The sequence below is a fragment of the Pseudomonas tohonis genome (genome assembly GCF_012767755.2).
Lineage (GTDB): Bacteria > Pseudomonadota > Gammaproteobacteria > Pseudomonadales > Pseudomonadaceae > Metapseudomonas > Metapseudomonas tohonis.
The window spans coordinates 6590082-6604208 of the sequence record NZ_AP023189.1; the positions used below are offsets into that span (position 1 = coordinate 6590082).

Genomic DNA, 14127 nt, shown 5'->3' on the forward strand with positions numbered 1-14127 from the left:
TCAGCTAGGAACGATATCAATTGGCCATTTCGGCTGATTCTGGAAGCCCCGGAACTTCACCGAGATCGACTTCACGCCGATCGGCACCTCACCCAGGCGCTTCACCCGCCCGGTCTTCAGGTCGACGAAGCCGAGGCTGCGGCGCAGCGTGCCGTCCACTTCATCCTCGACCAGCACCATGACGCCGTCCGCCTGGGGCATGTCGTCCATGGAGAGCACTTTCGGGGCGCTGCCGAAGCCGTCGCCGAAGCTCAGCTCGACCAGCTCCGCCAAACCGTTGCTCGGGCTCAGGTGGCTCAGCTTGCAGCCATTGAGCAGCAGGGGCTCACCCTGCCAGTGGGCCAGGCCGGTGCCACAACCGAGGTCCGCCGGAAGGTGGACGAGGTCCTGCAACTCCGGCTGACCCCAGGGGGTGCGGCGGAGCTGGAGCAGTGCGAGCATTTCCTGGTCATCGATGTTCTCGGACATGAGCAGGTGGGTCAGGTTGCCCTGGGCGTCGTCGAGCAGTTGTCCGCCGCGGCTCGCCCAGGCGCCCTCCTCCAGCCTTCCCAGGGACGGCAGCTCGTAGGCGTCGTAGCCGAACCCTTCCGAAGAGCCGGGGCTTGCCGTCCACAGTTCGCCGGCGTTGTTCACGTCCAGGCTGACATACCAGCCGTTCAGCTCGCCGGCCGTCGTCATCGGCCCGCTGAAGCCGGTCTGCTTCAGGACCCGGCTGGTCTCCACGCCATCGGCGTCTTCCAGGCCGTAGACCTCGAATTCCGGGATCGAGGCCGGGTCGCCGGGGTCGCTGCCCAGGCGCACTTCCATGGCATCGGCGAAACCGTCGCCATCGCTGTCCGGGTTGCTGTCGCTGGAGCCGTGCTGGACTTCGGCGGCGCTGCACAGCAGGTCCAGGTCGTCGTCGCGGCAGGGCGTGAAGTTGACCATGCGCTCGCGGTCCGCGGCGGGGACGCCATGGAGCGCGTTCTCGCCCAGGCCCTGGAGCACACTGGCCATGTCCTGGGGGCCTGTCTCGGCGTTCTCCACCGCCAGGAACGACATCACCACGCGGTGCTCGTTGGCGGGGATCTCGAAGCGGTAGCCGATGCGCCAGCTGTAGTAGGCATCGCTGTAGAGCTCGTCGCTGTTGAGCGACGCACGCCCGGCCTGGTCGGCGAAGACGTGGACCATGGAGATCGGGCCCAGTATGTCGCCCTCCTCTCCCCCGTAGCTCCGCTTGCGCATGCTGAGCCAGCTGTCGTCGGCAGTGAGCTGGTCATCGCCGCTGGACGTCTGCTGGCGGTTGCCCGGCCCCCAGTAGAGCGGGCTCGAGTTGAGGACCGGGGTGATGGTCCTGGCCTGGCCGCTGACGTTGTAGTACCTGTCCAGCACCCGCAGGAATCCACGCCCCGTGGCCGGTGCGTAGTACTCGCGGCTGAGCAGCAGGCCGCCGTCCAGCGCCTTCAGCGGGGAGCGCCAGATCGGCTCGTCGCTCGTGCGGCTGTAGGCATGGGGCTGGGTCTGGATCGGAGCACCCAGCGCCCGCATCGCCGCCGCTGCGGGCGGGCTGCCGAGCCCCCCGAACTCCAGGGCATACTCCACGCCGATGTTGCTGAAGTTATCGGTGCGCGTCAGGCGCACGCGGCCATTCTGTTCGAGGGTCGCGATCAGCCCGGCCTCCATTTCCATGGAAGGGGATTCGGTGCTGCCCAGCAGCATCCGGTCATCGTCACGGTTCTCGGGATCGGTGCCATCGGCGAACAGCTCGTCACCGTCGCCACGGCCACCGCCATCGCTGTCGTACTTGACCGGCGACAGGCCCAGCTCGATTTCCAGCTTGTCCGGCAGGCCGTCGCCATCGCCGTCCAGCATGCGCGGGTGGGTGCCCAGGCGGAACTCCTCGACGTTGCTCAGGCCGTCACCGTCTTCGTCACCGTCCGGGCTGGTGCCATCCATGCCGTATTCGATCTCGAAGGGGTCGTCCATGCCGTCGTCGTCGCTGTCGCGCTTGTCCGGCCGGGTGCCGTACTGGCGAACTTCCTGGTAGTCGGTGAGGCCGTCGCCATCGGTGTCCGCCTTGCTCGGATCGGCCTGGTTGTCCAGCTCTTCGCCGTCGTTCAGCCAATCACCATCGCTGTCCACACGGGTCGGGTCGGTGTGGTGCAGGCGTACCTCGTCGGCATCGGTAAGGCCGTCGCCATCGGTGTCGTTGCTGTAGGGGTTGGTGCCGTGCTCCTGTTCCTCCAGGTTGCTCAGGCCGTCGTCGTCCCAGTCTTCGCCCGCCGCTTCCGGGTTGGCTTCCAGCGGGGCCGGGCCGTAGTTCAGCTCGAAGCGGTCGTTCAGGCCGTCGCCATCGCTGTCCACCGCATCGGTACGGGTGCCCAGCAGCGTCTCGCGGATGTCCGAGAGGCCGTCGCCATCGGTGTCCAGGTGGCCCGGCAGGCGGTCGAGTTCCATCCGGTAGTTGCCTTCGGCCGTGGGCACGTAGGTGACGGTGTAGCCGTGCAGGTCGAAGTTGCAGTAGCCGCCCTGCTCGATGGCGTAGTCCGGGTAGACCAGGCGACCGTCGACGTCCGGCAGGTGCTGCGAGTCCACCGCGCCATACCAGTAGCCATGGGCGAAGCGCGTGCGAACCTGCAGGCCGCAATGCCAGCCGTCGAACGGCACCTTGTAGTAGCGGTTCTCGATGCGGCCGTCACGGTGGATCACGGTCTGCACGTCCACCCGATCATCGCTGGTCACGCCTTCGCGGCCCCAATCGCTCCAGGTCAGTACCAGGCGATCCGGCAGCGTGGCCAGGTGGAAGGCCTGGGTGCCCTGGGCGTTCTCCACCAGGCGCTGCAGCGGGATGTTCTGGATGCCGCCACCGATCTCGACCCGCTGTTCGCGCACGTTGATCGACAGTGACTTGTCGGCGAAGGCGAAGTCCGCCGGCAGCTGCACGTAGAGGTAGGGCTCGTCGTTACGCTCGCCGAGATCGCCGCTCAGCGGCTCGACGTAGTTGTCCTCGCCACCCAGCATCACGTCACCGGCGTCGTGAGGCCCGTCGATGTTCAGCTGCACGGCCTGTTCGGCATGCACCGGGTAGCCCAGCACCTCCTTGTCGACCTTGACCAGCCACTGGGCATTGTCACGGCGGTCGATGCCCTCGAAGAGGTAGCGGCCATCGGCGCCCGTGGTCACGGTGCTGGAATCGTCCAGCAGGCGCGCCATGAACGACGGCACTTCGCCGCCCTGGTCCTGGTTGCGGGCCAGGCTGACCTGGACATCCGCCAGCGGCACGCCCAGCTCGTTGACCACGCGACCGGCGATGCTGCTCGGCGGTACCGCCACCACCTCGATATCCAGGGTCTGGCGACCGACGTTGTGGTTGCTGTCGGTGGCGCGGACTTCGAAGCGTACGGTGCCCTCGCCCGGCAGGGTCAGCTGCTGCTGGTGCTGGCCGGCGCCGTTGAACACGGCCTGCTGCTCGCCGTCCATCAACAGTTCGACTTCACCGACGATGCCGGCGTCCTGCACGTCGAAGGACAGGGTGATCGGGTCGCCCGGGTAGAACGGACCTTCGCTGTGGGCGATGGTCACAGTGGGCGCCTGGGTGTCCGGCACGCTCGGCTCGGGGTCGCGGCCATCGGGGATGCCGTCACCATCGACGTCCGGGTTCTCCGGGTCGAGGCCCAGCGGCACTTCATCGGCGTCCGGCATGCCGTCGCCATCGGAGTCCACGAGACCACTGAGGTTGACCAGGTCGCGCACCTCTTCACGGGTCAGGCCGACGTCCACGAAGCTTTCCGAGGCCAGCTCGCGCAGCACGCGTTCGGCTTCGCTGCGGTTGTAGTGCTGCACGGCGTAGTGCATCAGCACCTGGCGGCTATGGGGCTTGAGCGTCAGGTTGTACGCCACGGAGTAGACGTCACCGCTGAGGCTGACCGAGCTCGGGCGCACCCGCGAATTGGCGCTGCCGAACATCAGGCCCACGGCCGGGTCGCCGCCGCCGTTGCTGCCGTCGTCGGTCAGCAGCCAGTTGTCGGCGGTGGTGAAGGCCTGGTCGCCGCTGGACGTGGCGATGGTGTAGGTGCCGCCATCGGAGCCCAGGTTGCCGCTGATCCGCACCGGAATGGTCATTTCCTGGTCGCTGGTGTTCTCGATCCGCTCGATGAAGCGCGCGTAGTTGCCGTTGTCCGGCACGTAGACGGTGCGGCTGACCTTGAAGATGCCGTTCACCAGCTGCGTGGGCGCCAGCGTCACTTCGCGGCCGGCCAGGCGCAGCAGCCCCTGGTTGACGCCGGAGAAGCCCTGCCCGTTGACGGTCAGGGACTGGCCGCCGTCGTAGGCGTCGCTGGTGCCGTCGCTGATCCCGCCGTCGGACTGGATATCCCAGCGGTAGCCATTGCCGAAGAGGTTGTAGCCGAAGCCGGTGCTGCCCTCGTAGCTCAGCTGCGACTCGGCGATGGGGTCACGCACCAGGCGGCCCTGTGCCTTGAGCACCAGCGGCTCGACATGCACGTCTTCCGAGTCGACCGGCACCGGCGCACTGACCAGGGCAGTCATCGGCTGCTTGCCGAACAGCGCGCTGGCTTCGACCTGCAGGACCGTATCGATGGTCAGCACCTGCAACTGGTAATGGCCGGTCTCGTCGGTGGTGGCCTGGACACCCTTGACCTGTACCAACGCGCCGGCGACACCCTTGCCGAGGACATCCTGCACCTGGCCGGAGACCTGCAGCTCGGGCACGGTGGCGATCGCCACGGTCAGGTCCGCGGTGCGCACGTTGCCGTTGCTGTCGGTCGCGCGGACCTGCAGCAGGGTGCTGTCCTGGTTCGGCAGGATCACGGTGAAGGTCTGGCTGCCGCCGCTGGTGCGGGTCTCGCGCAGCAGGCCGTCCTGCAGCAGCTCGACCTTGGCCACCAGGCCGTTGTCGCTGATCAGCGCGGTCAGGTCCAGGGAGTCGCCGCCATAGCGACGCGCCGGTTCCAGGGGCTGGAAGGTGACGTTCGGCGCGGTGGCGTCGGGCACCAGCGGCTCGCTGTCCTTGCCATCGGGGATGCCGTCGTGGTCGCTGTCCGGATTGGCCGGGTCGGTGCCCAGGCGCGCCTCGTCGGCGTCGCTCAGGCCGTCCTCGTCCTGGTCGTAGAAGGCGAAGAAGTTCACCACCTTGCCGGCCAGGGTGGGGTCGAGGTTGTCCAGGCCCAGGCCCTTGAGGCTGCGCAGGCGGGCGCCGGTCTGCATGGCGGCATCGGCCGAGCCTTCCAGGGTGGAGAAGTGCATGACCACGCGGCGTTCGCCCGCCGGGATGCGCACCTGGTACTCCGCCAGCCATTGACGGCCGTTGCGGCTGACCAGGCTGGTGCCCTGGCGACGGTTGGCGTTGCCGCCCAGCACCTGCAGCAGCACCGGACGAGTCGGCGTGGCGGTGTCGCGCAGCGCCAGGTAGTCGTCGGCGAGGGTCAGCTGGTCGTCGCCACTGCTGGTGACGATAGCGGTCTGGGCATCGCTGGCGCCGTAGTAGGACTGCAGGCGCAGGGTGACCACCTGCTCGGTGCCGCTCGGGTTGTCGAGGATCTCCAGGTAGCGGGCATAGGCACCGCCGACGCTGGGCACCAGTACGCGGCGGCTGACCACCAGGTTGCCCATGCGGCGCCCTTCGTAGTGGTACTCACGGCCGTTGGCGCTGCTGGTGGCATGGTTGTATGAGTGGCCGTACTGGTTGCCGTTGACGAACAGCAGGTTGGCCCAGTAGTTCGGATCCACCGCGCCGCCACTGGTGGAGCGCAGCTCGCCACCGTAATAGAAGTTCCAGTCGCGGTTGTTCTCGTCCTTGGCGCTGCGGTAACCGTTGATGTTCGCGCGGTCGTCGGCGGCCACCTTGGGATCGGTGCCATCGACGAAGCGTTCATTGATGTCGCGGCGGCCGCCGTTGTCGCCATCGGCCTTGAGCGGGTCGCTCGGCGGCGTGCCCAGCACTTCCCAGCCGTCCAGCAGCTCGTCGCCGTCGGTGTCGACGTTGCGCGGCGAGGTGCCGGCCTGGAATTCGGCCAGGTTGCTCAGGCCGTCGCCGTCGGTGTCGTCCTGGGCGCCGACGTTGAGCAGGTTGTTGTCCACCTCGTACTTGTCGGGCAGGCCGTCGTCGTCGCTGTCCGCCTTGAGCGGATCGGTGCCGTGGTTGAAGAGCTCGGCGTAGTCGCTGAGGCCGTCGCCATCGGTGTCGGCCAGGTCCGGACGGGTGCCACGGGCGACTTCATCGGCATCGAGGACGCGATCCAGGTCGGTGTCGCGGGTCAGCGGGCTGGAATGATGCACCAGCACCTCGGCGCCGTCGGTGAGCCCGTCGCCGTCGGTATCGGCCAGGCGCGGGTGGCTGCCGGCTTCCTGCTCCTGCAGGTTGTTCAGGCCGTCGCCGTCGGTGTCTTCGCTAGCTTCGCCGTTGGCGAGCTTGGGCGCGAAGCCATAGCGCTGCTCGAAGCCGTCACGCAGGCCATCACCATCGCTGTCGGCCTTGAGCGGGTCGAGGCCCAGAAGGTATTCGAGGGCATCGGCCAGGCCGTCGCCGTCGCTGTCCACCTGGGTGGTCCAGTTGACGATGCCGCGCTGTTCTTCGAGCGTCAGGTTCTGTTCCTGCACATCGCGGCTGGCCAGTTGCTCCAGGGTACTGCGCACGCGCTCGCGGCTGGCGTCCTGCACCAGGTACTGCACCAGCACCTGGCGGCTGCGCGGCGCCAGGGTGACCTGGTAGTTGGCGCGGTACTCGTTGCCATTGCGCCAGGTGGAAACCGGGCGCAGGGGCGCATCCGGGCTGCCCAGCACCACGCCAGCGGCGTACAGGCCGCCTTCCGGCGCCGCGTCGTCGGTCAGCAGGTAGCTGTCTTCCGGGTCGAAGCCGGCGTCGCCGGACGAGGTCTGCACCACCGGGCGGGTCGCGTAGAAGTTGCCGTACACATAGAAGGGCACGGTCACCGGCTGGTCGCTGGGGTTCTCCAGCACGCTGATGAAGCGGGCGTAGTTCTGGTTCGCCGGCACATAGGCCTTGCGGCTGACCATGACATTGCCAAGCTGCTTGGCCGGGTAGATCAGCTCGCGGCCATCCAGGCGGGTGCGATAGGTGTTGCTGCTGTAGTTGGTGCCATTGACCACCAGGTACTGGGCGCCGCTGAAGGTCCAGTTGTTGAAGTAGGTGCCATTGTCGATGGCGCCGTAGCTGTTGAAGTCCCAACGAACGTTGTTGTTCACCTCACGGTTGAAATAGGTGCTTTCTTCAGCGGCAGCCACATGACGCTCTTGGATCGGTTCGACTGCCGTGCGGCCATGGGCGGCCAGCACCAGGTCGCCGATATCCGAGCTGCCGCCACGGGCCAGCTCGAACACCTCGCTGGAAGCGGAGACCAGCTGGTTGCCGAAGCGTGCCTCGGCCTTGACCCGCGGCTCCAGGGCCAGGGTCGAGGCGGACAGGGTGAAGCGGCCCTGGCTGTCGCTGGTCACGGTGGCCGAGGACGGCATCGGGCCGGTGCCATTGCTGAAGGCCACTTCGTCAACGAACGACCACGGTCCATTGGCGCGGAAGCTGATACGCACGTAGCGGCTGTTGATGCTCATGCCGGACAGGGTCAGTTGGGCATGAGCCTCGCGGGACTCCTGGTCGCGGTTGTTGGCGTTGTTTGGCGCGGTGTTCAACGTGCCGACAGCGACCCACTCGTTGCCGACCTTCTGCAGGACATCGAAGGATGGCAATACGACGTTGCTGAGAGTGTCCTGGGTCGATCCGACTTTGACATCGGTGAGGTTGACCGTCCGACCGAAGTCGAAATCGATATTCATGGTGCGAGCGGTCCAGCCCAGCCACTCGTAGGCCTTGCCCATCCCCAGGTCAGCCACGAAACCGGCTGTCCCCAGCTGGCCATCGATCAGTTGGCGGCCTCGGTCATCGCCGTAGCAATAGGTGCCACAGCCCGTACCCTGGTCCAGGGTGTAGGAGACCGGCTTGATGCGCACGGCCTCGTAGCCGTCGACCAGGGTCACCTGGGCGCCTTCCACGGCGCGGCCGTTGCCATCCAGCACGCGGCCGGTGACCTGGGTGCCGGCGTCGTCGACCAGGCTCAGGCGGCGCACGCCGCTGCGGCTTTCGTTGCCGTTGGTGTCGCGGGCGCTGGCTTCGATATCCAGCTGCGCGCCCACGGCCGGCACGCGGATCACATGCTGGTAGGGCGCGCGGTCATAGGTGGCCACGGCCACGCCGTTGACATAGAAGGTCACGCTGGCCACGCGGCCATCGTCGCTGGCATCGGCGCGCAGGCGCAGCTGCTGGCCGTGGGCCAGGCTGGTGCCGGCCGCAGGCGATACCAGGCTCACGCTCGGTGCCTGGGTGTCCTTCTCGGTGGGTGCGCTGTCCTCGCCGTCGAGCAGGCCGTCCTTGTCCATGTCCGCGTCCAGCGGGTTCAGGCCACGGGCCACTTCCACGCCATCGGACAGGCCGTCGCCGTCGGTGTCCGCCACCTTCGGATTGGTGAGGGTCTCCAGCAGCTCCTGCTTGTTGCTCAGGCCGTCGCCATCGTAGTCCTGGCCGGCGTCCTGGGCGTTGCGCGGGTTGAGGATGTCGGCATAGGGGCCCTTCAGCTCGATGAAGTCGGACAGGCCGTCGCCGTCGGTATCCGCCAGGTCCGGGCGGGTGCCGTAGCTGTTGATCTCGTCGTAGTCGGAAATGCCGTCGTCGTCGCTGTCGGCCTTGCGCGGGTTGGACTTGTACTGCACTTCCTGGGCATCGAGCACGCGGTCGTAGTCGCCGTCCTCGCTCAGCGGGTCGCTGTTGTGCTGGTTGACCTCGGCGCCATCGGTCAGCCCGTCCTCGTCGCTGTCGACCTGGCGCGGGTGGGTGCCCAGCTCCTGTTCGCGCAGGTTGCTCAGGCCATCGCCGTCGCTGTCCAGGTTCTGCTCGCCGGCCACCAGCGGGTTGAAGCCGTACTTGACCTCGAAGCCGTCCAGCAGGCCGTCGCCATCGCGGTCGGCGATGAAGGCGCTGGTGCCGTTGCCATATTCGTAGACGTCCTTGAGGCCGTCGTTGTCGCTGTCCTTGAGGGTCAGCTCGTGCATCATCACCAGGATGCCCGGGTGGTAGACGGTGAACAGCGGGTCGTTGTCGGCCGGGCGGCCCGACTCGGTCGGGGTGAAGCCGAAGTAGACCTGGCCAGCGCCATAGGCATAGCGGATGGCCGCCACGCGCTTGTCCGCGCGGGCGTCGGTGAACATCAGCGGCACGGTGCCGGGCGCCAGCTTGTCCAGCGGCATGTAGGCGTGGCCGGAATAGTTGTTGTTGCGATAGGGCCACCAGGAACCGACGCGGCTTTCGCTGGCATCGGACCAGCGCTGCACCGGCGTCAGGCGGACCCAGTTGCCCGTCCACACCGACTCCGCGGGCTGGCCGGGCACGTCCGCCAGCACGGCATTGGAGCTGGTGTTGTAGTTCTCGCTGAACAGCAGCGTGCCGCCGTTCTGGACGAAGGCGAAGAACTTGGCGCGGTTGCTGGAGTAGTTGCTGTTGCCGTAGTAGTCCCGCGAGCTGTCCACCATCAGCATGTCGATCTGCGACAGGTCGAAGCTGGCCAGGTTGCTCACCTGCACCGGCTCGTAGCCGGCACGCTCGATGATCAGCCGCTGCGAGGGCTGGCCGGCGTTGAAGCGCGCGTTGAAGTAGCCCACCCGTACCTTCGGCTGCTGCAGGGTGATGGTGCCGACATCCGTGGTGCCGCCCCAGACCGGGTCGGTGGGCGCGGAGGTGGCGGTCACCGCCTGGTTGCCCAGCAGGCCGCTGGCGATGACCGAGACCACGCCCGGCGCCACCGGCACGCGGGTGATGACGAAGCTGCCGTCGCCGCCGCTGACCGCGGTCAGGCCGCCGACGTCGAGCTGGGCGCCCACCACCGGCTGGCCGTTGCTGTCGAGTACGCGGCCGATCACGGTGGTCAGCGGGTCCTGCACCAGGGCGAAGGCATGTTCGCCGCTGCTGCCGACGTTGTTGTTGGTGTCGGTGGCGATGATTTCCAGGCGCAGGCTGTCGGCGTCGCCCGGCAGGTTCAGGGTGTAGGTGAAGGGCGCCGCGTTGACCAGCGCGATCTGGGCGCCGTTGAGGCGGAACGCCACCTTGGTGACCCGGCCGTTGTCCTGCAGGGTCGGCACCAGGGTCATGCGCAGGCCCTTGATCAGGGTCTGGCCGACCTTCGGAGTGTCCAGGCCCACGCGGGGCGCCTGGGTGTCCTTGACCAGGGGCTCGGCGTCCTCGTCGTCGCGCAGGCCGTCGCCGTCGGTGTCGGCCTTCAGCGGATCGGTGCCCTTCTGGTTGACCTCGACGCCGTCCAGCAGGGTGTCGCCATCGCTGTCCGGGTTGTTGATCAGGGTGCCCAGCTGCGCCTCGCGGGCGTTGCTCAGGCCGTCGTTGTCCTTGTCGGCCTGGCCGTCGGCCGGGTCGCTGGGGTTCAGGCCCATCTGCAGTTCGAGCGGGTCGGGGATGCCGTCGCCGTCGGTGTCCTTCTTCAGCGGCGAGGACGCCGGGATGTTGCTGACCTCGGCACCGTCGGACAGGCCGTCCTCGTCGGTGTCGGCCTTCAGCGGGTCGGTGTGGTGGGTGCGCACTTCGGCGCCGTCGGAGAGGCCGTCGCCGTCGGTGTCGGCCACGCGCAGCTTGGTGCCCAGGGCGGCTTCTTCCAGGTTGCTCAGGCCATCGCCGTCGAGGTCTTCGGCGCCATCCTCGATGCCGTTGCCGTCGGAGTCGCGCAGTGCCGGGTCGAGGCCCTGGGTTTCCATTTCCAGCTTGTTGCGCAGGCCGTCGCCGTCGAAGTCACCGGCCGGGTCGAAGACCTGCAGTTTCAGAGCGTTGCCCAGCACCACCGACTTGGCCGGCGTGCCCGGCAGGGTGCCGGTCAGGGTCAGCGGCAGCAGGGCGCCGTCGGCGATCGGCTCATTGGCCGCGCCGAAGAGGGCCGGAACGGTGAGGGTGCGCGTCGGGCCGTAGTACCAGTTGAAGCCCTGGCTGGTGCCGCCCAGTTCGGCGCGGCCGTTGGCGACGTTGTACCAGCTGATGTTGTCGGCCAGGGCCAGCGGGATCTGCACGCTCTGGCCGGCCAGCACCTTGAGCGGGCCGGCGAGGCTGAACAGCGCATGGGGCGCGCACAGCTCGGCGCCCTGCTCGCGGACCTGGTCGTCGCGGGCGACGCCGCGCAGGCCGGAGCCGGTGGTGTCGTAGCGGTAGCAGCGGCCCAGGGCCAGGGCGGGTTGCGCGTCGAAGCTCAGGGTGCGGCCGTCGCTGCTGAGGGTGGCGCTGCCGCCACGGGCCGCGTTGCCCTCGAAGAACTTCAGGGCGTCGCCGCTGGCCAGGCGCACCGGCTCGTCGAAGTCGAAGTAGGCGCGCAGCGCGGTGCCCTGGCGGGCCTCGATCAGGGCGCGGACGACTTCCGGCGGCTGCACGGTGAAGCTGATGCGGAAGCGGCTGGTCAGGTCCAGGTTCGGCAGGGCCTGCACCGGGCCGGCCAGGCTGACGGTGACGTCCTCGAAGGTTTCGTCGCTGATGGCCATCCAGCCCAGCCCGGCGTTCAGCTGCACGGTGGCGCCACCGGCCTTGCCGTCCACCAGGGCGGAGCCGCTGGCCTGGACGTTGACCGCGAGGTTGGCGGGCTTGCCGTCGACCTGGGTGATGGGGTTGCCGAAGCGGTCCTGCAGCATCAGTTGCAGGCGCACGTCCTGCTTGATGCCACGGGTCAGCACCGCGCCGTCGTCCTGCACCCGGCCCTGGTCGTTGAGCAGGCGCAGGTGGCTGGCCACGGCCGGCAGCACGGTGAGGTCGAGGTTGCTGTAGCAGCAGTTGACGTTGCCACGGGCGTCGTAGGTGTAGCGGATGCTGTTGCCGTTGCTCGACAGCGGCAGGCTGAACTGGCCGGCCTTCTGGCCGACCTGCAGGTTCAGCCGCGCGCGGCCGTCCTTCACGGTCACCTGCACCCGCTCCACGGTCTGGCCGTTGAGGGTGGTGCTGCCGATCTGGATGCCGGCGCCAGGCTGGGCGTGGTAGTCGGCGGCCGGCAGGGTGAGGATCAGCACGCTGCTCTGGTCGTCGGTCACCGGGTTGAGCACCAGGTCCTGGGACTGGATGTCCAGCGCCACGGTCTCGCCCGCCGCCACCGGCGGCAGGTAGCTGAGCAGCAGGTTGCGGGTCGGGCCGGCGAGCAGGCCGATGGCCGCCTCGGCACGGGCCACCTGGGTGAACTGCGGCAGGTCCGCCCACAGCTGGTAGTCGCCCAGGCTGCGGTCGGCGTTGAAGGTCAGGCTGGCGTAGCCGCCGCTGTCGCTGTTGCTGGTGCCGAGGTTTTCCACATAGCCGTCGGCCAGGCGACGCAGGCGCCACTGCACCGGCTGCTCCGGCACCGGGCGCGCGGCGGCGTCGAGCACCTGCACGCGATAGACCGGGCGCTCCTGCACCCGCGCCTGGGCGGGGTTGTCGCTGCCCTGCACGGCCTTGAAGCGCAGCTGGTTCGGCGACTGGGTCAGGGCCACGGCGTATTCGCGGCTGAGGGTCTGCTGGCCGATGCGGTCGGTGAGCTCCACCTGCACGCGGAAGCTGTCGCCCGGCAGCGCGGCCTCGGGCATGCGCAGGTCACGGCTGTGGCCGTTCCAGTAGGCGCCGTTGCCGCAACGGAAGTTGCCGGTGTCCTCGCGCAGGCAGTTGAACAGCTCCTTGCGCTCGCTGCCCACCAGTTGCAGCACGCGCAGGCCCAGGCCGCCGGTATCGTCCAGGGCGTTGAGGTTGTTCAGTTGCAGGGTGACCAGGCCACCGTAGACGCCACGGGCCGGCAGGCTCACCTGCAGGGCGGCGGCATCCGGCGCGCGGTCGCGGACCACGCGCAGGGCCTGTGCCGGGAATTCGCTGACCTGGCCGCGGCTGTCGGTCAGGCGCACCTTGAACGGCTGGTTGACGCTGCTGGCGACGCGCTCGGTGCGGCGGTCCTGGACGCTGAAGCTGCGGTTCAGGCTGGTGCCGGTGACATCGTAGTGGTCGGTGAAGCCGTTCCACAGCAGGTCGACGCCCTTCAGGCCGACGTCGTCGCGGGCGGCCAGCTGGACATCGAAGCGACCGCGTTCGATCACCTCGGCCGGCAGGTTCAGGGTGGTGACCTCGGGGAAGGCGTCGTCGATCACGGTGACGCGCAGCTCGGCGCTGGTCACGTTGCCGGCGCGGTCACGCACCTCGACGTTGTAGACCTGCTCGCCAAGGCTGGTGGCGGCATCCTGGTAGCTCAGCTGGTTCTGGCCGAAGGCCACCGCCACCACCTGGCCGTTGCGCATCAGCGTGGCCTTGTCGAGGGCGCCCTCCTCGTCCGCCATCTGGGCGGTGACGGTGAAGGGGTAGCCGCGCACGGCACGGTTGTTGTCCTTGAACACCGCGCTGCCCTGGTAGCCGAGGCTCACGGTGGGGGCCTTGGTGTCCTGGTGGCGGTAGAAGCGCTTGGCCGCCGACTCGGCGCTGTTGCCGAACACGTCCACCGCGCGGGTCTTGAGGTACTGGCCGGAGAAGCTGCCGTCCAGGGCCAGGTTGGCCTGGTAGGGCTGGGCGCTGCGCAGGGCGACGCGCTGCCAGGGTCCGTTGCTGCCGGCGGCGACCAGGAATTCCACCTGGGCCAGGGGCTGCTGGCTACCGCTGACCTGGGCGCTGACGGCCAGCGGCAGGGGCAGCCAGGAATGTTCGTCGGCCACCAGGGCGATGCTGAAGGGGTTGGCCACGCCATCGCCCGGCTCCATGAACAGGTCGCGGGCGCTGCCCTGGCGGATCACCCCGAAGGCGTCCTCGACGCGCAGGCCCAGCGCCAGGGACTGGCCGCCCGGCAGGCTGGCGGGCAGGCGCAGGCTGGTACGGCCGAGGCCCTGGCCGAGGGTGCCGGCCGGCTGGCCGTTGATGCTGAATTCGACGCCGCGCAGGCCGTCTTCCGCGAGGCCAAGGGCCAGCGCCTGGGCCGGTTGCAGGTGGCTGCCGGCCAGGGGTTCCAGCAGCGAGGTGGTGCTGGCACCGAGGCCGTAGGGCAGCTCATAGACCAGCACGCCCTGGCTGCCGAGGCCGACGGCCAGGCGGTTGTTCTCCACCGCCAGGGCGCTGATGCGCTGGGCGAGACGCAGCTCGCCACC

General features: G+C 68.5%; 1 protein-coding gene (cut by a window edge). It reads right to left on the minus strand.

Features of this window, described 5'->3' with window-relative positions; translation table 11 throughout:
• Positions 1–14127, minus strand: partial view of an Ig-like domain-containing protein gene (locus HSX14_RS31460; protein ID WP_173179054.1) — the final stretch only. The gene runs 28755 nt beyond the window's last position; 14127 of the gene's 42882 nt are visible here — the last part of the coding sequence; its start codon lies off the right edge, out of view; the stop codon is at positions 1–3.